At 49.7% G+C, this 19,245-nt stretch carries 21 protein-coding genes; 16 read left to right on the top strand and 5 right to left on the bottom strand.

The window, feature by feature from the left end:
• Positions 1-72: 72 nt before the first annotated feature.
• The 13 genes from glgA to I2H39_RS13480 all read left to right on the top strand — a co-directional run bounded on the left by glgA (position 73) and on the right by I2H39_RS13480 (position 12,042).
• Positions 73-1,518, top strand: a complete 1,446-nt coding sequence (gene glgA / locus I2H39_RS13540) for a glycogen synthase GlgA (RefSeq protein WP_195626707.1) — start codon at positions 73-75, stop codon at positions 1,516-1,518.
• 58 nt (positions 1,519-1,576) lie between these two features.
• Positions 1,577-2,089 (top strand): HD family phosphohydrolase, encoded by a 513-nt coding sequence (locus I2H39_RS13535; protein WP_207740014.1) that lies wholly within the window; start codon positions 1,577-1,579, stop codon positions 2,087-2,089.
• A 60-nt stretch (positions 2,090-2,149) separates the two neighbouring features.
• Positions 2,150-2,608: a divergent PAP2 family protein gene (locus tag I2H39_RS13530; protein ID WP_330641002.1), complete on the top strand. Its 459-nt coding sequence runs from the start codon at positions 2,150-2,152 to the stop codon at positions 2,606-2,608.
• A gap of 44 nt (positions 2,609-2,652) precedes the next feature.
• Positions 2,653-3,207 carry a putative ABC transporter permease gene (locus tag I2H39_RS13525; protein ID WP_138311249.1) on the top strand — a complete coding sequence of 185 codons (555 nt, stop codon included), beginning with the start codon at positions 2,653-2,655 and terminating at the stop codon, positions 3,205-3,207.
• A gap of 116 nt (positions 3,208-3,323) precedes the next feature.
• Entirely contained in the window at positions 3,324-3,932 is a 609-nt protein-coding gene (locus I2H39_RS13520; RefSeq protein ID WP_330641001.1) for a Maf family protein, read from the top strand.
• Entirely contained in the window at positions 3,925-4,710 is a 786-nt protein-coding gene (locus I2H39_RS13515; RefSeq protein ID WP_138311251.1) for an HAD family hydrolase, read from the top strand. Before I2H39_RS13520 ends, I2H39_RS13515 begins: the two co-directional genes overlap by 8 nt.
• 13 nt (positions 4,711-4,723) lie before the next feature.
• Positions 4,724-5,728, top strand: a complete 1,005-nt coding sequence (locus tag I2H39_RS13510; protein WP_195626706.1) for a peptidylprolyl isomerase — start codon at positions 4,724-4,726, stop codon at positions 5,726-5,728.
• Between the two features lie 200 nt (positions 5,729-5,928).
• Positions 5,929-6,315 (top strand): GrdX family protein, encoded by a 387-nt coding sequence (locus tag I2H39_RS13505; RefSeq protein ID WP_195626705.1) that lies wholly within the window; start codon positions 5,929-5,931, stop codon positions 6,313-6,315.
• Positions 6,316-6,345: 30 nt separating this feature from the next.
• Complete coding sequence (locus tag I2H39_RS13500; protein WP_138311254.1) at positions 6,346-7,047, top strand: TetR/AcrR family transcriptional regulator; 702 nt, start codon at positions 6,346-6,348, stop codon at positions 7,045-7,047.
• A 255-nt stretch (positions 7,048-7,302) separates the two neighbouring features.
• Positions 7,303-8,589, top strand: a complete 1,287-nt coding sequence (grdG, locus tag I2H39_RS13495; protein ID WP_138311255.1) for a sarcosine reductase complex component B subunit alpha — start codon at positions 7,303-7,305, stop codon at positions 8,587-8,589.
• 23 nt (positions 8,590-8,612) lie between these two features.
• Positions 8,613-9,923 carry a sarcosine reductase complex component B subunit beta gene (gene grdF / locus I2H39_RS13490; RefSeq protein ID WP_195626704.1) on the top strand — a complete coding sequence of 437 codons (1,311 nt, stop codon included), beginning with the start codon at positions 8,613-8,615 and terminating at the stop codon, positions 9,921-9,923.
• Between the two features lie 105 nt (positions 9,924-10,028).
• Positions 10,029-11,165, top strand: a complete 1,137-nt coding sequence (locus I2H39_RS13485; RefSeq protein ID WP_138311257.1) for a hypothetical protein — start codon at positions 10,029-10,031, stop codon at positions 11,163-11,165.
• Position 11,166: 1 nt separating this feature from the next.
• Complete coding sequence (locus I2H39_RS13480) at positions 11,167-12,042, top strand: DNA-binding domain-containing protein (protein ID WP_138311258.1); 876 nt, start codon at positions 11,167-11,169, stop codon at positions 12,040-12,042.
• A gap of 106 nt (positions 12,043-12,148) precedes the next feature.
• Here I2H39_RS13480 and selD read toward each other — a convergent pair whose 3' ends face one another.
• A complete protein-coding gene (gene selD / locus I2H39_RS13475) occupies positions 12,149-13,189 on the bottom strand; it encodes a selenide, water dikinase SelD (RefSeq protein WP_195626703.1) in 1,041 nt (346 codons plus the stop codon).
• A gap of 169 nt (positions 13,190-13,358) precedes the next feature.
• Here selD and I2H39_RS13470 point away from each other — a divergent pair, with 169 nt between their 5' ends.
• Entirely contained in the window at positions 13,359-13,676 is a 318-nt protein-coding gene (locus tag I2H39_RS13470) for a thioredoxin domain-containing protein (protein WP_138311260.1), read from the top strand.
• Positions 13,677-13,784: 108 nt separating this feature from the next.
• Complete coding sequence (gene grdA / locus I2H39_RS13465) at positions 13,785-14,255, top strand: glycine/sarcosine/betaine reductase complex selenoprotein A (protein WP_080548701.1); 471 nt, start codon at positions 13,785-13,787, stop codon at positions 14,253-14,255.
• 81 nt (positions 14,256-14,336) lie between these two features.
• On the opposite strand, the gene I2H39_RS13460 is transcribed toward grdA, so the two are convergent.
• Positions 14,337-14,933: a prolyl-tRNA synthetase associated domain-containing protein gene (locus I2H39_RS13460; RefSeq protein WP_195626702.1), complete on the bottom strand. Its 597-nt coding sequence runs from the start codon at positions 14,931-14,933 to the stop codon at positions 14,337-14,339.
• A gap of 286 nt (positions 14,934-15,219) precedes the next feature.
• On the opposite strand from I2H39_RS13460, the gene I2H39_RS13455 reads away from it, so the two are divergent.
• Positions 15,220-15,588 (top strand): RidA family protein, encoded by a 369-nt coding sequence (locus I2H39_RS13455; RefSeq protein WP_195626701.1) that lies wholly within the window; start codon positions 15,220-15,222, stop codon positions 15,586-15,588.
• Between the two features lie 115 nt (positions 15,589-15,703).
• On the opposite strand, the gene I2H39_RS13450 is transcribed toward I2H39_RS13455, so the two are convergent.
• The 3 genes from I2H39_RS13450 to I2H39_RS13440 form a co-directional block, all read right to left on the bottom strand.
• Positions 15,704-17,056 carry a collagen-like protein gene (locus I2H39_RS13450; RefSeq protein WP_195626700.1) on the bottom strand — a complete coding sequence of 451 codons (1,353 nt, stop codon included), beginning with the start codon at positions 17,054-17,056 and terminating at the stop codon, positions 15,704-15,706.
• A 16-nt stretch (positions 17,057-17,072) separates the two neighbouring features.
• A complete protein-coding gene (locus tag I2H39_RS13445; protein ID WP_195626699.1) occupies positions 17,073-18,764 on the bottom strand; it encodes a recombinase family protein in 1,692 nt (563 codons plus the stop codon).
• A gap of 120 nt (positions 18,765-18,884) precedes the next feature.
• Complete coding sequence (locus I2H39_RS13440; RefSeq protein ID WP_195626698.1) at positions 18,885-19,148, bottom strand: DUF6870 family protein; 264 nt, start codon at positions 19,146-19,148, stop codon at positions 18,885-18,887.
• Positions 19,149-19,245: the final 97 nt, after the last annotated feature.

The following is a 19,245-nucleotide window of genomic DNA, read 5'->3' as shown; positions in this document are numbered from 1 at the left end:
TAATTTCGGAAAAGTAAGGTATACTATTAGGAAAGGCATATGGAACCTGTTCGTCAGGAGAGGGAGGTTTTGATGAAGAAAATACTATTTGCAGCTTCAGAAGCAGTGCCGTTTATTAAAACAGGAGGACTGGCAGACGTAGTGGGCTCCCTGCCGAAATGCTTTAATAAAGAGTATTTTGATGTCAGGGTCATCATCCCAAAGTACCTTTGCATCAAGCAGGAGTGGCGTGACAGGATGGAATATGTGAACCACTTCTATATGGATTACCTGGGACAGAGCCGCTATGTGGGCATTCTACAGTACGTACATGAAGGTATAACCTTTTACTTTATTGATAATGAGAGCTATTTTAGCGGAGCAAAGCCATATGGCGACTGGTATTGGGATTTGGAGAAGTTCTGCTTCTTCTGCCGGGCAGCCTTATCAGCACTGCCGGTGATTGGATTCCAGCCGGATGTGGTACACTGCCATGACTGGCAGACCGGACTGATACCTGTCCTTCTCAAGGATAAGTTCCACGAAGGCGAATTTTTCTGCAACATGAAGTCTGTAATTACCATCCACAACCTGAAGTTCCAGGGTGTGTGGGATGTGAAGACCATTAAGCGCTTCACGGAACTGCCGGATTACTATTTCGCACCGGATAAGCTGGAAGCCTACAAGGACGGAAACCTGTTAAAGGGCGGTATTGTATTTGCAGATGCCATCACCACGGTCAGCAACACATATGCAGAGGAAATCAAGCTGCCGTTCTACGGCGAGGGACTGGACGGCCTTATGCGTTCCAGGGCCGGAAGCCTAAGGGGCATTGTCAACGGCATTGACTACGATGAGTTTAATCCGGAGACAGATACGTACATCGCCCAGACCTATAATGCTAAAAATTTCCGCAAGGAAAAGGTAAAGAACAAGAAGACGCTCCAGCAGGAGTTAGGCCTTCCTGTGGATGAGAAGAAGTTTATGGTGGGAATTGTCTCCCGTCTTACGGACCAGAAGGGCTTTGACCTGATTCAGTGTGTCATGGATGAGCTGTGCAACGATGATTTGCAGCTGGTGGTCCTGGGAACCGGTGAGGAACGTTATGAGAATATGTTCCGCCACTATGACTGGAAGTACCATGACAGGGTATCTGCCCAGATTTATTACTCAGAGGCCATGTCCCATAAGATTTACGCTGCCAGCGACGCATTTCTCATGCCATCCCTGTTTGAGCCCTGCGGTTTGAGCCAGCTGATGGCCCTGCGCTACGGCACAGTGCCTATTGTCAGGGAGACAGGCGGCCTTAAGGACACGGTGGAGCCCTATAATGAATACGAGAGCTCAGGCACAGGATTCTCCTTTGCCAATTACAATGCTCATGAGATGCTGGGAAGCGTACGTTATGCCAAGTATGTCTACAGCAGCAAGCGCCGTGAGTGGAATAAAATTATCGACAGGGCCATGGCCAAGGATTATTCCTGGTGGACCTCTGCCTCTAAGTACCAGGAACTTTATGACTGGCTGATTGGATATTGACAACAGACCTGTAATGTCGGATAATATGCTGATGAACTAAGAAAGGTGTGATGCCCATATGGAGCCGTCAGTGGTTTCAGAGATAACAGAAGACGAGGAGTATATGGAGTGCGTAAAGGACATACTGTGCCACCCTGTATTCCAGTCCATGGACCAGTATATACAGCACGGGAGTACTACATGCAAGACCCACTGTATACAGGTTTCATACCTTGGATATAAGCTGTGCAAACAGCTGGGAGGAAATTGGAGAAGCGCTGCTCGGGCAGGGCTTCTCCATGATTTGTTTTTATACGATTGGCATACCCATGCTAAGGAGACGGGCCAGTACTTCCATGGATTCACCCATCCAAAAGCAGCCCTGGTGAATGCAGACCGGCATTTCCGGCTGACAGAGGAGGAACGGATGATTATCCTGAGGCACATGTGGCCCCTGACCCTTGTCCCTCCCACATCCAGGGCAGGATATGCAGTTACTTGTGCAGATAAATATTGCAGTACAGTGGAGACCACGGCCCGGTTTAAGCACTGGATACGGATGTGCCTGTTTGCGCAGCCCGCCAGGAGGTAAGCATGTGTTTTGCTGAAACCGTTCCAAAGCCCGTTTGAAAGGGGAAAGAATAATCCGATTATGAATGTATGGACACAGATGCTCGGCAATCAGCTTCTTATGAGTGCTGTTACAGGATGGGTGGTTGCCCAGTTCTTAAAGACTCTGATTGATTTTGCTTTAAATAAGAACTTTAACGCGGAGCGCCTGGTGGGGTCAGGCGGCATGCCCAGTTCCCATTCAGCCACGGTCTGCGGCCTGACCACAGCGGCCCTGCTGAAATACGGGGCCGGGTCCTTTGAATTTGCCGTGTCCTTCGTGCTCTCCATGATTGTCATGTATGATGCCATCGGAGTGAGGCGGGAAACCGGAAAACAGGCCAAGCTGCTGAATTCCATTCTTTCGGAGAATCCGCTTAAGCTGAATGCGGAAGTGCTTCAGGAGAAGCTTAAGGAGTATGTGGGACACACGCCCCTGCAGGTTCTGGCAGGGGCAATACTGGGAATTGGGCTGGCTCTGGCCCTGAATCCCTATTATTAACACGGCGGGGGGTATCATGTTAGACAGGAAGGACAGAAGATACCATGAATATTTATGATTTCATCAACTGGTTTTTTATGTATAGTTTTCTTGGTTACCTGCTGGAATGTATGGTGCTGAGTGCAGAATATAAGCGGCCTGTGGTGGACCGTGGCTTTGGCCATGGCCCCTTTTGCATCATATACGGCTTCGGCGCCCTGGGAGCCTGTATGCTGCTGAGACCTGTCGCAGGCAGGCCCATGGAGCTCTACACAGCATCCATGGCCATGGCTACTACCATGGAACTGGTCACGGCCAATATTATGGTCCGCCTCTTTGGTTCCTTCTGGTGGGATTACAGCCATAAACCCTTTAATTACAGAGGAATGGTTTGTCTGGAAAGCAGTCTTGCCTGGGGACTTTTGGGCCTGTTTTTCTTTTATTTTCTGGATATCAGGGTGCGCGCTGCCGTGATTAGCCTGCCCGGCCATGTAGGGACTGTCCTGGCAGTAGGACTTACCATGTTCTATCTGGTGGATTTCATCCACTGCCTTCGTCTGCGCCTGGGCGGTATGGAAGAGGAAGATGAGCCGGCAGTGGGCCGGCTGAAAATATATTGATTGGATGAAAGGCTGCTGCAGGTGGCTGTTACCATTGGCCTACATGCAGCAGTCTTTTCGCCATTCTGTCCCGCCCTGTTTTTCCGGCGGATTGGATAAAGGAGAATGACATGGATATGAGACATACTTGGGGAGGATTTAATGTGGTGCTGGCCTCGGCATCCCCCAGACGGAAGGAACTGCTGGCACAAATCGGCCTGGAGCCTGAAATCAGGCCCAGCCGGATGGAGGAGGAAACCAGTGAGAAGAAACCGGACATGGTGGTCATGGAACTGTCCAGACAAAAAGCAGAGGATGTTGCGTCTGGTTGTCCTGAGGGCACTATGGTAATTGGGGCTGATACAGTGGTTTCCGTTGGAAATGAGATACTGGGCAAGCCGGGAACTCCCATGCGGGCCTATGAGATGCTGGAGAAGATTCAGGGCAGGACCCATCAGGTATATACCGGGGTTACGGTGCTGCTGTGCCAGGGGGAGGAAAGGTGCCATGGCATCACATTTGCGGAGCGCACCGATGTCCATGTGTACCCTATGACCTGCGGGGAAATGAAGGAGTATGCCCAGTGCGGGGAACCTCTGGATAAGGCCGGGGCCTATGGGATTCAGGGCAGGTTTGCCGCTTATATCAGAGGAATTGACGGGGACTACGCCAATGTGGTGGGTCTGCCCGTGGGACGTCTCTATCAGGAGATAAAAACACTTTTGGAGGACAGGGAAGATGATTAAGCTGATAGTATCGGATGTGGATGGAACCCTTGTGCCGGACGGTTCCCCGGATTTGGACCCGGAAGTATTCGACATCATTCTGGGGCTTCGGGAAAAGGGAATGCAGTTTGTGGTTGCCAGCGGGCGTCCGTGGGCCAGCGTGGAAAGCGCATTTGAGCCGGTAAAAAAGAAGATTTTCTATGTTGCCAACAACGGGGCGTATGTGGGATGCCACGGCAGATGCCTGTATGCCTATACCATGGACCGTCAGCTGGCTCACCGCATCATCCGGAAGGTGCGTATGCATCCGGAACTGGAGATGGTCTATGCCGGTGTAAACGGAGATTATCTGGATTCCAAGAACGATGCCCTGTGCGACTGGCTCACCAATGGCTATAAGTTCAATGTTATCCGGGTTAAGGATGTGCTGGAGCTGGAGGAGCCGTGTGTGAAGATTTCCATTTATAAGAAGGAGGGAATCGAGGCAGCAACCAGGGACATATACGATGCGTTTAAGGACGAGGCAAAGATGGCCTGCGCCGGTGACATGTGGATGGACTGCATGGCCAGGGATGTGAACAAGGGCCGTGCCGTGCGCACCATCCAGGAAAGCCTGGGCATTAAGATGGAGGAGACCATGGCCTTTGGGGACCAGCTCAACGATATAGAAATGCTGAACCAGGCCTATTACAGCTTTGCGGTTGCCAATGCCAGGGAAGAAGTACGCAGGGCGGCCAGATTCCAGGCGGACAGCAATGTGCGGGGCGGAGTCCTCAAGATACTGAAAGGGCTGCTGTGAGAGGAGCGTGACAGTGGACAGAAGCAGGATATACAAGGGACGGGGGAAGAGATGGAAAAGGACCTTGACATTGTGCCTGGCAGCAGTCCTGGCACTGGCTGTTTTTAGCGGGTGTTCCAGCAAGACAGCCGCAACGACCGGCTCCAGGACCGTGGACAAGGAGTATACCAGGGGACAGATGATGGTTATTGCCATTACAGAGCGCAACCGGTACCAGAATATATATACCAGCGAGCTGTGGTCCGTGAAGGCAGACGAGAACGGTGATACATTTGAGGACAAGCTGATGGACCAGGTGGAGCAGTTCCTGATAGAGCTGGCCACCACCAACCTGATGGCGGATGAACAGGGAATCGAACTTACGAGCCAGGAAAAGGATGCCCTTAAGTCTCTTGCCCAGGAATATTACAGGAATTTATCGGAGCAGGACCGCAGGTTCATGGATGTATCCGAGGACGAGGTGTATGACCTGTACTGTGAATACTACCGGGCGGATAAGCTGGTAGCGGAGCTGACCAAAAACGAGAACCTGGAGGTTAGTGACGCAGAAGCAAAAGTAATAGGCATCCAGCAGATTGAGCTGGATTCCAGGGAGGAAGCAGAGAATGTGCTGGCTCTGGCCCAGGCGGAAAAAGCGGATTTTGGAGCCATTGCTGTAAAATATTCAAAAAACAGCCGGACAGACAGAACACTGGAGTGGCAGAAGGAAATGGACGGCCTTGACAGGGCTGCGTTTGAGCTGGAGCAGGACCAAATCAGCGGAATTCTGGAGCAGGGCGGAAGATATTATATTCTGAAGTGTGTCAATGCCTATGACGAGGAGGCCACGGCTGCCAGAAAGAGCAGACTGGCCCAGGAAAAGAAGACAAAGGCATTCCTGGGAATCTATGAGCCCTATGTAAAGGAGCATACTGTGAAGCTTAAAAAGCTGCCCGGTGACGTGGTGGAGTTCTCAGGCGGCGAAGGCTGCACAGCGGATAATTTTTTCCAGCTGTATCACGGATACTTCAGCAAATAGTGTTTACGGTGCTGCAACAGCAATTGATGGATTTCGATGGCTTTGCAGCACTTTTTACGGTATTTACATTATTGCATATACATTAAGGAAAGCACAGGTCACTGGTTAAAGGGATAAATTGACGGAATATGTAATTTGATGTAATATATTAAAGAGATGTTAAGAAAGACAGCAAATAATGATTAGCAGGAGGGTTTGCAATGTTCGAATTAGGTAAATGTATTCTGGTTACAAATAATGACCGGGCAGCAGAAAAATGGGGGGACAAGGTAGAGCAGGTGGTTCTGGTGGAAACCTATGAGGAGGTACTGTTAAAGGCAAGGGACCTGATTCATACCAACCACAAACTTCTGACCCATCCCCAGGCGTCCAGTTTAAAGCCCAACCAGACGCCCTACAGGACCATTCTTTTGTACAATGAAACAGGAAAAAGCGATGCAGGGGACATACGCTTGATTGAGGAGGCCATAGATGCATTTAATAAGTGGACTGCCATTAAGAAGGTACCCAAGTATGACGAGAAGATTGCCTACGATTACAAGACCATTGATTTGTCAATGATAGAAAATGTAATCCCTAAATTATAGGGATAATAAGGAACTGAATGTGAGGAAGTCATGAAAAAGAATGTGGGAACATCCTACTTTAAAGATTTGAGCAGGAAAGATTATGTGGTTCAGGCCAGCAGAATCATAAAGAAGGAGGGAGTGGAGGCCATCAGCATCCGGCGCATTGCGGCAGAACTGGGATGTTCATCCGCCAGCATGTACCGGTATTTCCAGAACCTGGACGAGCTTTTATTTTATGCCCAGCTGGATGCGCTCAATGAGTATATCCTGGATTTGTCAAAATGCGAGAAGGATTGGAATGATATCTGGGATGTGCATTTCGGCATATGGCGTTCCTATGCAAAGGAAGCTTTTAAAAAGCCCCAGGCATTTGAGGCTGTTTTTTACCGGAACATCAACCGGGACCTGGGTGAGGCCCTTAAGGAATACTATGAGATGTTTCCGGATGCCATCATACAGGTAAGCCCCTTCATCAAGGAAATGCTTGAGATTCCCAGCTATTACCAGAGGGACTATTACATATGTAAGCTTCTGGTGGCTGAGGGTAAGATTTCAGAGGAGAATGCAAAAAAGCTGAACCATATTATATGTACCCTGTTTCTGGGATATTTTAAGTTTGTCCAGGAGCACGGTATCAGCCAGGAAGAGATTCCGGAGCTGGTGAACCAGTTCATTCAGGAGAGTAAGGAAATCACACAGTGCTATGCCTATGATTTTCACCCAAATAGTGAATATACACAAAAAACATGACAAATTTATAACAAATTGACGAAAAAGACAATTCCTACAGAAAATAACAATAGACGTCAAGAGTTCCATTGATTATCGCGATAACTTATGTTATATTATAGACATAAGTTATCGCGATTACTATTTTTAATTATCATTTTTGCACAAAACCCAAATTTTGTAACTGAAAGAGTACTGTCATGGTTGCCAGGTACGATATATGGGAATATCATGGACAATCAGGCAGTAAAATATAAAGAAGTGGAGGTATTTCATATGAAGCTTGAATTGGGAAAAATCTTTATCAAAGATATCCGATTCGATGACAAGACTCACGTGAAAGACGGAGTGCTCTATGTCAACAAAGAGGAAGTTGAAAAGCTTGTGCTGGAAGACGATAAGCTGACCGGCTGCCACGTTGACATTGCAAGACCAGGTGAGTCCGTCAGGATTACACCGGTTAAGGACGTGATTGAGCCAAGGGTTAAGGTCAGCGGCGGAGAGATTTTCCCAGGCGTGATTGGGAAGGTAAGCCCTCAGGTGGGTACCGGAAGAACACACGCCCTGGAAGGCTGCTGTGTAGTGACTGTCGGTAAAATCGTAGGATTCCAGGAGGGCGTTATCGACATGAGCGGCCCTGCTGCAGATTACTGCCCATTCTCACAGACTTATAACCTCTGCGTGGTAGTGGAGCCGGCTGACGGCCTGGAAACCCATGTATATGAGAAGGCTGCCCGTATGGCAGGCTTAAAGGTAGCTGCTTATGTAGGCGAGGCAGCAAGGGAACTGGAGCCGGATGAAATCGTTACTTATGAGACAAAGCCAATTTTCGAGCAGGCTGCCATGTATCCGGACCTTCCAAAGGTAGGCTACATCCATATGCTGCAGTCACAGGGACTTCTGCATGATACATATTATTACGGCGTGGATGCCAAGCAGTTCATCCCCACCTTTATGTATCCAACGGAAATCATGGACGGCGCTATTGTTTCCGGCAACTGCGTTGCTCCATGCGACAAGGTTACCACTTACCATCATTTCCACAATCCGGTTATTGAGGACTGCTACAAGCACCATGGCAAGGATATCAACTTTATGGGCGTTATCCTGACCAACGAGAACGTATTCCTGGCTGACAAAGAGCGTCATTCCGATATGGTTGCCAAGCTGTGCAACTGGATGGGATTAGACGGCGTTCTGATTACCGAGGAGGGATACGGCAATCCTGATACCGACCTGATGATGAACTGCCGCAAGGTAGAGCGTGCAGGAACCAAGGTTGTTCTGATTACCGACGAGTTCCCGGGCAAGGACGGAAAGTCCCAGTCCCTGGCAGACGTGTGCGAGGAAGCTGATGCACTGGCATCCTGCGGACAGGGCAATGCCACACTCCAGTTCCCGGCCATGGATAAGGTCATCGGAACACAGGACTTCATCGAGATGCAGATTGGCGGCTGGGACGGCTGTAAGAACCCGGACGGCAGCTTTGAGGCAGAGCTTCAGATTATCATCGCCTCCACCATTGCCAATGGTTTCAACAAGCTGGCAGCTAGAGGCTATTAATCGAAAATAAAGGAGATGGAAAGATGGCTAAATATAAAATAGTACATTATATTAACCAGTTCTTTGCCGGAATCGGCGGTGAAGAAAAAGCCGACTATACCCCTGAGCTTCGGGAAGGGGTCGTAGGACCAGGTATGGGACTTAAGGCTGCACTGGGAGAGGATTATGAAATCGTATCAACCGTTATCTGCGGTGACAACTATTTCGGAGAGAATCTGGATGCTGCAACCGATACCATCATTGAGATGGTAAAGAAATGCGAGCCTGATGTATTCGTGGCAGGCCCTGCGTTCAATGCAGGACGTTACGGCGTTGCCTGCGGCACCATCTGCAAGGCAGTGGAAGAGCGTCTGGGCATCCCGGTTATCACCGGTATGTATATTGAGAATCCGGGCGTGGATATGTTCCGCAAGGACCTTATCATCGTGGAAACCCCTAACTCCGCAGCAGGTATGCCAAAGGTACTTCCTGTTATGTCCAGCCTGATTAAGAAGATGGCAGAGGGCGCAGAAATCCTTGGACCGAAGGAAGAGGGATACATTGAGAGAGGAATCCGTGTGAACTACTTCGCTGAGAAGAGAGGTTCCGAGCGCGCTCTTGAGATGCTGGTTAAGAAGTTAAAAGGCGAGGAATATGATACAGACCTTCCTATGCCTAAGTTTGACAGGGTAGCACCGGCTGAGCCTGTTAAGGATATCAAGCATGCAAAGATTGCTGTGGTTACCTCCGGCGGTATTGTGCCAACAGGCAACCCTGACCATATCGAGTCCTCCAACGCCACCAAGTGGGGCAAGTATGACATTACCGGTATGGACCGTCTGTCACCCGATGAGTTTACAACCATCCACGGCGGATATGACCGCCAGTTTGCTATGGCCAACCCTAACGTGGTTGTTCCATTAGACGCATTGAGAGAGCTGGAAAAAGCAGGCGAGTTCGGCGAGCTTGTGAACTATTTCTGCGCTACTACCGGTACCGGAACAGCAACTGCATCTGCAGCTAAGTTCGGCAGCGAGATTGGACAGATGTTCATTGATGAGCATGTGGATGCGGTAATACTGGTCTCCACCTGAGGTACCTGTACTCGTTGCGGTGCAACGATGGTTAAGGGTATCGAGAAATATGGCATTCCGGTAGTTCACATGGCTACTGTAGTTCCGATTTCACTGACAATAGGCGCTAACCGTATCATTCCTGGTATAGGCATTCCTTATCCTCTGGGCGATCCGCCACAGGGCGAGAAGGACAGCTATAAACTCCGCTTATCCATGGTCAGAAGAGCTCTCAAAGCACTTCAGACACCGGTTGATGGCCAGACTGTGTTTGAGAAATAATCACAGATATGACAAATCCGGCGCAGCAGGCAGCTTGCCCGCTGCGCCGGCATAAATTAAGACAGCGTTTCAGCGCTGTATCAGACCATGGATAGGAGAAGGCGTATGGATAGTGATAAGAAAGTCAACTGGGGACGGGTAGTTATACTTGCCGGAGCAATCATCGCGTTTACCATTGGTTCCGGGTTTGCAACAGGACAGGAGATTGTCCAGTACTATACTGCATACGGCGTGCAGGGAATTCTGACGGTATTACTGTTTGCGGTCTGCTTCATTTACTATAATTATAACTTTGCCAAAGCCGGAGCAGAAGAACGTTTTGAAAAAGGAAATGACGTATACAAATTTTACTGCGGTAAATACGTTGGGACCTTCATGGATTATTATTCTACTATATTCTGTTACATGTCATTTTTCGTTATGGTTGGAGGTGCTGCCTCTACACTGCACCAGCAGTACGGTCTTCCTCATTGGGTAGGCGGCGTGGTTCTGACAGCACTGGCAATCCTTACCGTGGTAGGGGGACTCAACTCGCTGGTCGACAAGATTGGTGTGGTTGGCCCGGCTATCGTTATACTCTGTATCGGTATCGGCGTGGTTACCCTGTTCAATGATGCAGGAAATGTGGGCGCCGGGCTGGAGGTTATCCGTACAGGTGCCTTTGCCGAGGCAGGCAGTGAGACTATCAAGAACGCAGGTCCTAACTGGGTGATATCAGCCCTGTCCTATGCGGGCTTTGTGCTGTTGTGGTTCGCCAGCTTTACAGCGGCATTGGGAGCGAATAATAAAAAGAAAGACGTGGAGTATGGCATCTACGGAGGCACTGTTGCCGTATGTGTTGCCATTATCCTTATCATGCTGGCACAGGTTGCCAATATCAATACACCTGGATTAAGCAATTCCGGTATCTTTGTATGGAATGCCGATATCCCCAATCTGATTCTGGCAGAGCGTATCTGGAAACCATTTGCATCCTTCTTTGCAGTGGTTGTATTTGCTGGTATTTATACAACCGCAGTTCCGCTGCTGTATAATCCATGCGCAAGGTTCGCAAAAGAGGGAACCAGCCAGTTTAAGCTTCTGACCGTTGCTCTTGGAGTCATTGGACTGATTGTAGGACTCTTCCTTCCTTTCAGGGTCCTGGTCAATATTATCTACGTGCTCAACGGATATGTTGGCGCTGTACTGATACTGTTCATGTTGTGGAAAAATATTAAGGATGTATTTTTAAAGAAGAAATAGAATGAGAATCTATATTGTGGACTGCGACAGGAATTCGCGGACAGAACTGAAAACCATGATTGAAGACAACGGTATGGGAACTGTTGCCGGCATTGCATCCAGATGGGAGGAAGCCTATCTGGAAGTCCAGGAGATGTGCCCGGATATGATTCTGGCAGACCTTACTCTTTCTGCACCCAAAACCATTGCATACATACAGAAAATCAGAGAGGTACTGCCCCAGACATCGGTTGTCATCCTTTCGCATGTCAATGATATGGATATTGTCAGTATGGCTTATGAAAAAGGCGCGGAGCTTTTGATTCATAAACCGTTCAATGCGACAGAAGTAAAGAACGTACTGCACAATATAGAAATGGCCAGGGCCATGCAGTGGCTGATTGTCAAGGCCAGGAATGACTTTGCCGCAGGCGCATTTTCCTGGGAGGCAAAGGTGCAGGGACGGAACATGCAGCCTGAAGAACAGGAGCCGGATTATAACCAGCCTATACGGCGGTTAAAGGGAATCCTGCAGGAAATCGGTATACTCAGCGAGGCGGGGAGCAAGGATATCATCCGTATTATCCGCTATCTGGTTGAAGAGGACCTGGACTTAAGGGACATTACGGTCCGTGAGCTGTGCAGCAGGACGGGACAGAATTCCAAGAGTGTGGAACAGCGGATACGGCGCGCAGCCTCTGCCGGTATGGCGAATCTGGCATACAGAGGAATGGATGATTATGCAGACCCTGTGTTTAATGAATACAGCGCCAGGCTTTACAGTCTGGAACAGGTTAAACGGGAAATGAGCTATATCAGGGGCAAGAGCGACGGACACGGAAACGTAAGAGTCAGAAAATTCCTCAGCGGCCTGCTTGTCTGCTGCAAGGATATTTAGAAATGTTTAGAATGTAACAGAGTGGAAGGGGGCAGGCTGTCCGCTCCCGGTTTGCAAAGCTGCAAAGCTGGGAAGACAGGACTGCCTCCTTTTTGTGAAAATTTTATCAAATCACCATCACCGGATGGGAAGACGGACCGTCCACATGGCCTATGACAGCCGGGGACTGGCAGGCCTTCTGAAGGGCTTCCATAATGCGCCCTGCTTCCTGGGGCGCCACACTGTACAGGAGGCCGCCGGAAGTCTGAGGGTCGAAGAGAAGGTCGTGTACATGGGAAGGAAGGTCCTTTGGCAGTGCCACCTTTGCCTTAAGGTGATTCATGTTCTGGTATGCAACCGCAGGCACAAGCCCCATGGATGCATAGGTGTCCGCACCGGGGAGAAGGGGGACGCTGCCGCTGTCTATGATTACGGTAAGTCCGGATTCCCCGCACATCTCATAGCTGTGGCCCAGCAGTGAGAATCCGGTCACATCGGTGCAGGCGTGGACGCCGTCCAGGCTGCGCACTGCATCGGCTGCATATTTATTCAACGTAGCCATACAGTCAACCATGGACTTGTGTTCTGATGCAGATAAAAGGCCGCCCCGGTCGGCATTGGTCAGAACGCCGGTGCCCAGGGGTTTGGTGAGAATCAGCACGTCGCCCTGCCGGATAGAGTTGTTGCGCAGGATGCGGTCCGGATGGACCAGGCCGGAGACGCACAGACCATATTTGGGTACCTCGTCCTTGATGGTGTGGCCGCCCACTACAATGGCCTCTGCCTCAGCCACCTTGTCATAGCCGCCCCGGAGGATGGCCTGGACCGTGTCAAAGGGAAGGTGTTCCGGAAACATGAGGATGTTCATACACAATCTGGCTTCCCCGCCCATGGCCCATACGTCGGACAGGGAGTTGGCGGCAGCAATCTGGCCGTACTCATATGCATCATCCACGGCCGGCGGGAAGATGTCCACGGTCTGTATCAGGGCAAGATCAGGTGTAAGCTGGTAAACGGCCGCATCGTCGGAGGTATCATATCCCACCAGAAGCCGGTCATCATGAAATGTTGGCAAACCGCGCAGAACCTGCGCGAGGGTATCAGGCCCTATCTTGGACGCTCAGCCGCCGCAGGAACCTGTTAGTTCAGTCAGTTTAATATCGCTCATCAGTGATACTCCTTATCATTGGATGAAAATTGATAGCTACTAACTTATTATATTATCTGTTTTCCAGGTTTTGTCAAGGACAAACGCGGGGAACCCCCCTGTTTTTGGAGATGGATATAAAGAAACTATTTAACCAAAAGTTATCGCGATTACATTAAGGAGGTTAAAAATGATTGATTTGACCAAGGAAAACTTTGAGGAAGAAGTATTGAAGGCCCAGGGCTATGTGCTGGTAGACTTCTATGGGGACGGATGCGTTCCCTGTGCAGCCCTTATGCCTCATATCCACAAGTTTGAGGAAGTGTACGGAACATCCATTAAATTCTGTTCCCTGAACACCACAAAGGCCAGACGGCTTGCCATTGCCCAGAAGGTGCTGGGACTGCCTGTGATTGCTATTTACAAAGACGGGGAAATGATTGATTCCAGGGTAAAGGATGACGCGACCCCGGAGGGCTGCGAGGAAATGATTAAGAAATACGCCTGATGACAGGCACGGCCCGGACAGCCGGATACAAATGATGCATGACCGCTGATGCGGCTGATGTATAAAAGCAGCGCTTGAAAGCGCAATAAAGAAAAGGAGGAACAATGTATGGCTATACTGAAAGACAAGTATGCAATCATCATCGGTGACCGCGACGGCGTACCCGGACCAGCCATCGAAGAGTGTGCCAAGACAGCAGGCGCAAAGATAGCTTACTCTTCCACAGAGTGCTTTGTCTGAACGTCCGCAGGTGCCATGGACCTGGAAAACCAGAAGAGGGTTTTAAACATAAGTGAGGAGCACGGCCCGGAGAACGTAGTAGTTCTTCTGGGAGCTGCTGAAGCAGAGGCCGCAGGCCTTGCAGCAGAGACCGTTACAGCCGGCGACCCAACTTATGCAGGTCCATTGGCAGGAGTCCAGTTGGGACTAAGTGTATATCATATCTGCGAGGATGAAGTAAAAGCTGAGACAGACCCAGCTGTTTATGAGGAGCAGGTGGGAATGATGGAGATGGTTATGGATGTTCCTGCCATCCATGAAGAGATGGAAGGAATCCGTAAGGAGTACTGCAAGTATTAGACAAGCAGAAAACCCGTAGAAAAGAGCTGACAGTCCATAGGGGCTGCCGGCTCTTTTTTCGGAATTCTTTTATGGATGGATTTACTCTGCATATGGTAAATCCACAACTGTGTAGGGATGGCCAAGGGCCGGAAGAATCTTTTCCAGCAGGTCCGAGGTTTTGAACTTCAGGCTGGATGTGTTGATGCATGGATGACATGCAAAATATTCTTCTTCCAGGATTTCTTTGTCAATCAGCAGTCTGACACGTTTTTCGCTGTCGTTCATCAGGCCCATGACTGAAACAGAACCGGGAGTGATATCCAGGAAGGATTCCATGAATTCCGCTTCCCCGAAGGACAGGCGGGCGCTTCCAATCTGTTTGGACAGAACGGCTGTCTTGAACTTTTTATTGCCTGGCATGAGCAGCAGGTAGAAATCGGTTTTCTGGGCATTGCGCAGGAACAGATTCTTGCAGATTTCCGTACCCAGAAGCTGGTCCACCTCGCGGCAGGCTTCAATGGTGGGAAGGGCGTCGTGGTCCACGCGCACAAAGGGAACGCGGAGGGAATCCAGTAAATCGTAGGTGCGGATTTCCTTGTCCTCACGGCCGGATGCGTCGGCGGGACGGCCCTCATAAAGGGTATGGTCAATATGGTATGTGGGGATGGACTCCCCGTTATCGTTAGGATTTGTCATTTCTTTACCTCTGTTTTATTGTTGGTGTGTTGGATGTGAATGCGATTAAAACATCTCAATTATAGCAAATAGGGCGGGGAATGTCCATAGATGGAACTGCTGATTACGGGGGTTATGGGCTTTTGCATGGCGCTTTTATCAGGCTGCTGGGATTTTAGGAGGATATTGCTGCATCTGTATTGCATCGCCAGGTAATATCTGGTATAATGAAAAACAGTTGAATGTGAACGCGATAACATTAAAGGGGACATTTGTCCCACATATAAGTATGAAGGAGGTATTTCAGATGAATATTCTTAGCACTGACAAGGCGCCGGGCGCCATTGGACCTTATTCCCAGGGATACGAGGTAAATGGGGTGATTTATACGTCAGGACAGATTCCTGTGAATCCGGTGGACGGAACCGTTGCAGAGGGAATCGCTGCTCAGGCCGAGCAGAGCTGCAAGAACGTGGGGGCAATCCTGGAAGCAGCCGGCAGCGGTTTTGACAAGGTGTTCAAAACCACTTGTTTCCTGGCTGATATGAATGATTTTGGAACGTTTAATGAGGTGTATGCAAAGTATTTTGTGTCCAAGCCAGCCAGAAGCTGCGTGGCAGTCAAGACACTTCCAAAGGGTGTGCTCTGCGAGATTGAGGCAATTGCTGTAAAATAAGTGATGAGGAAAGCCGGGATGTTCCGGGTTTCTGTAATATCTTAAATGAATTGTGTAAGGCCGCCGGATGTTTTCCGGCGGCCTTAATGCTGTCAGTTATCTGATTTTTTATCTGTTATGCAATGGCACGGAAGTTGGTACTGTCACCCAGACGGACGACGGTAAGGGATGCATCCTCAAAGGAGAATCCTGCGTCGCTGGCCACAACCTCCAGGGTTCCTGCGCCGGTTACCGGGAACGGTGCATTGAAGGAAAGGGTTACCTCCTCATTGGAAGCAGTGAAGGTGTGGCGTGCAATTGCTCCGGTTATGGGAGTTCCGTTCAGCGTAAGCTGGACTGTAAGCGTGGAGGGTATGGTGGTTCCTGCATCAATCAGGGCTGTGCCGGTAAAGAACGCCTGATAGATACCGGGCTGGGTAATCTGCACGTCGGGAGAACCGGCCGTATGGGTAATGGAAGTGCCGGATACCAGTGGGGTTTCAGTGAAAATCAGGGCGCCGTTAGCCGAAGTGGGCTGTGTGGTGGTGTCCACGGTAGCCAGAACTTCCGGTGCTCCGCCTCCTCCTCCGGGTTCCCCGCGGGGAATGACGAAATTAAAGACTGCGTCTTCTGCGGTACCGGAATTGGTTACGGATGCTTCTGTGCCAGGGTCGCCTGTGGTAACGGTTCCTATTGTGATGGTTGCAGCGGCGCCGGTAGGCCCTGTTTCACCGGTTGGTCCGGTAGGCCCTTCTGTTCCGGTGGCCCCGGTTGCGCCTGTTTCACCGTCAGCGCCTGTGGCGCCGGCAGGTCCCTCCGGCCCCGTGGCTCCCGTGGCCCCAGCAGCCCCGTCCGCGCCTGTCGGTCCGGCAGGGCCTTCTATTCCCGTGGCTCCGGTAGGTCCGGTGGCGCCGGTAGGTCCGGTGGCGCCGGTCGGGCCAGTGGCCCCTGTGGCGCCGGTAGTGCCTTGGGAGCCTGCGGGGCCGGTTGCCCCACGGGGTATGGTAAAATCAAGCACATGATTGGGTCCGCCGGTTACATCTGTGACGCTGGCAGCAGTACCGGGTTCACCTGTGGTGGTATTGCGGATGGTTATGGTTGGGGATTCTCCGGTGGCTCCGGTTGCGCCAGTGGCCCCGGTAGCTCCTGTGGCGCCAGTAGCTCCAGTTGCGCCAGTGGCTCCTGCGGCTCCGGCTGGTCCAGTTGCGCCGGTGGCCCCAGCGGCCCCAGACGGTCCGGTCGCTCCAGTGGCGCCAGTGGCCCCTGCCGGTCCAATGGATCCGGTTGCTCCGGTAGTTCCCTGTGGTCCGGTTGGCCCTGTTGCCCCGGCAGTGCCGGTGGGTCCCTGTGGTCCGGCAGCGCCCGTAGCGCCGGTTGCCCCGTTCGTCCCTGCAGTTCCTGTGGCCCCAGTGGCGCCGACAGGTCCTTGCGGCCCGGTTGGTCCGGTGGGCCCGGTGGAGCCGAGGATAATAAGAAAACCAACTATCAATTAAAATGCGGTCATTTCAAACCGCTTCTGAATGGGTGTTGACTTCAATAAAATCCTGCACCCGGCGGAGTTCATCAGCAAACCGAAGGATAATGCTAATGTTACCGCCCTCATGAACAATGATATTGTCAATCAGTTCAATCAAAATTTCCCTGGTTAGAGTGGTGATATTCTCATACTTGCGGAACGCTACCAGAAACGGATTTTCAATGTCTACGCCGTTTTCCTGTTCGGCCCTCTCGTCTTGTAATTTTTTAATTACAGCATTTATTTCTTTTTCCTGTTCCTCATAATCTTCCCGCATACGGCGATAATCGGATTGACTAATCTCATTATCTTTCCAGTCTTGATAAATAGCCTGTTTGTATCGAACTACTTTGGCAAGTTCCCGTTCCTTTTGGGAGATGGCCTCTGATAACTTCTTATCCTGACTTTTCATAATCGGGGCTCTGTTAATTTGCTCTATGGTCTTTGTGTAGTCGATTGCCAGATATACATATTGCTGAATGGCAAACAGGACAGCCGCTTCTAAACGTTCATGCTTAATGGAATGTTTCGTACAGGCCTTTTTAGAACGTCTTTTATAGGTAGAGCAATAATAATATACGTTCCCTTTTACCTCACTTCTTATCATAGCTTTTTGACAATCTGCACATCGTAAGAAACCGCTGAACAGATATAAGGTGTCATTTTGGGGAGAAGTACGAGTGTCTTTCTGCAATAACCGTTGAATTTTATCAAAAGTTTCCCAGTCAATAATTGGTTGATGTTTTTCCTTTACAATCGTCCATTCTTCCTCTGGAACCTGCTCTTGTATATGAACTTTGTAGCTCTTAATACGAGAACGCCCTTGTACCATATCCCCGCAATACATTTGATTTTTAAGTATCGCTCCTACTGTCTTTTCACTCCAAAGGGGATTTTTTGCTGGATCACTATGGGGATTTTGGTATTTCAGCCCCAACCGTTTTTGCTTGTATATAGTTGGGCAGGGAATACCATGGTCGTTTAAGTATCGTACAATGGAAAGTTTACTCATACCGTCCAGATATTTTTCAAATATCTCCTTCACAACTTCCGAGGCTTCTTCGTCAATAATAAATGCACTTTTGTTTTCAGGATTTTTCAAATATCCGTATGGAGCAAATGCGCCGATAAACTCCCCCTTGTTGCGTTTTGTCCGAAAGGTTCTTCGCACATCTTCGGATGTTCTTGCCGCATAACGGTCATTCATCAGGCCGTTTATAGGAATTTCCATGTTCTGCATACAGTCTGGATTGGCGAAAGTATCAACATAAGGGTTGCCAAATGCGATAAAGCGGCAACCGTATGTAGGAAGATACTGCTCCAAAAACTTCCCTTGGTCGGCATAGTTGCGAAAGGCCCGGGCAAGAGTTTTACAAACAACACAGTTTACATTACCCTCACGAATATCTTTTGATAATCTTTGAAAATCGGGACGGGTATCTTCTGTTGTTCCAGAACGACCATCATCAATATAAATATCATAAATGATATACTTTTCGTTGCAGAACTTTTCCTCTACAAATTCCAGATTTATTTTTCTCTGGTTGGTTACACTTTCGGATTCGTCGTTATTTCTTAAATCTTCTTTGGAAAGTCTGATATAAATACCGATTTTCCATTCAAATGCTTTTGTGCTTTCCTGCTTTTGAGTTTCAGTGATAACACGGCTCTTTCGCGCCATGTGAACCTCCTTCCCTTATCACTTTACACCTATATTATACCATTTATAGGTGGCGTGAACAATGTTGTCGAGCCTTTGCAAACCTTGTCCGTAGGCCGACACAAGCGGCCTGAACATTTGTTACAGGCCGCTTTTTTTACGTTGAAGGAAGTCAGAAAAACAATCTTGGAGGGGCGGGGCGTTATCCAGAAATTCCAGTTTTACGCCCATATCGCCCACCCGAAAGCAGTACGGATTTTTTACCTTGCGGAGCACCTGCGCCGCCCGCTGTTCTCTCGGAACCGTGTTATCGAAGGCCAGCCCGGACACGTCAACTAAGTCCTCTTTGTTGACTGTCGTTATATCAACCTCCGCGAGTTCCGATAAATGAATTTGATTTTGCATGGATATTCGCCCCCTTTCTTCCATGTGTATGTCATTCCCTGATTGTCCTATGAGGAAATGACAAAGGGCGGCCCGCTTATACGCGCCGCCCTTTGCC

It is taken from the genome of Clostridium sp. 1001283B150225_161107_B6 (assembly GCF_015556325.1).
Taxonomy (GTDB): Bacteria; Bacillota; Clostridia; order Lachnospirales; family Lachnospiraceae; genus Enterocloster.
This window is presented reverse-complemented; position numbering and strand designations above follow the sequence as displayed.

What these genes read in the sequence shown, in the direction of transcription:
- glgA (WP_195626707.1), top strand. Translation starts at nt 73, where the DNA reads ATGAAGAAAATACTATTTGCAGCTTCAGAAGCAGTGCCGTTTATTAAA.
- I2H39_RS13535 (WP_207740014.1), top strand. Translation starts at nt 1,577, where the DNA reads ATGGAGCCGTCAGTGGTTTCAGAGATAACAGAAGACGAGGAGTATATG.
- I2H39_RS13530 (WP_330641002.1), top strand. Translation starts at nt 2,150, where the DNA reads ATGAATGTATGGACACAGATGCTCGGCAATCAGCTTCTTATGAGTGCT.
- I2H39_RS13525 (WP_138311249.1), top strand. Translation starts at nt 2,653, where the DNA reads ATGAATATTTATGATTTCATCAACTGGTTTTTTATGTATAGTTTTCTT.
- I2H39_RS13520 (WP_330641001.1), top strand. Translation starts at nt 3,324, where the DNA reads ATGAGACATACTTGGGGAGGATTTAATGTGGTGCTGGCCTCGGCATCC.
- I2H39_RS13515 (WP_138311251.1), top strand. Translation starts at nt 3,925, where the DNA reads ATGATTAAGCTGATAGTATCGGATGTGGATGGAACCCTTGTGCCGGAC.
- I2H39_RS13505 (WP_195626705.1), top strand. Translation starts at nt 5,929, where the DNA reads ATGTTCGAATTAGGTAAATGTATTCTGGTTACAAATAATGACCGGGCA.
- I2H39_RS13500 (WP_138311254.1), top strand. Translation starts at nt 6,346, where the DNA reads ATGAAAAAGAATGTGGGAACATCCTACTTTAAAGATTTGAGCAGGAAA.
- grdG (WP_138311255.1), top strand. Translation starts at nt 7,303, where the DNA reads ATGAAGCTTGAATTGGGAAAAATCTTTATCAAAGATATCCGATTCGAT.
- I2H39_RS13485 (WP_138311257.1), top strand. Translation starts at nt 10,029, where the DNA reads ATGGATAGTGATAAGAAAGTCAACTGGGGACGGGTAGTTATACTTGCC.
- I2H39_RS13480 (WP_138311258.1), top strand. Translation starts at nt 11,167, where the DNA reads ATGAGAATCTATATTGTGGACTGCGACAGGAATTCGCGGACAGAACTG.
- I2H39_RS13470 (WP_138311260.1), top strand. Translation starts at nt 13,359, where the DNA reads ATGATTGATTTGACCAAGGAAAACTTTGAGGAAGAAGTATTGAAGGCC.
- I2H39_RS13460 (WP_195626702.1), bottom strand. Translation starts at nt 14,933, where the DNA reads ATGACAAATCCTAACGATAACGGGGAGTCCATCCCCACATACCATATT.
- I2H39_RS13455 (WP_195626701.1), top strand. Translation starts at nt 15,220, where the DNA reads ATGAATATTCTTAGCACTGACAAGGCGCCGGGCGCCATTGGACCTTAT.
- I2H39_RS13445 (WP_195626699.1), bottom strand. Translation starts at nt 18,764, where the DNA reads ATGGCGCGAAAGAGCCGTGTTATCACTGAAACTCAAAAGCAGGAAAGC.
- I2H39_RS13440 (WP_195626698.1), bottom strand. Translation starts at nt 19,148, where the DNA reads ATGCAAAATCAAATTCATTTATCGGAACTCGCGGAGGTTGATATAACG.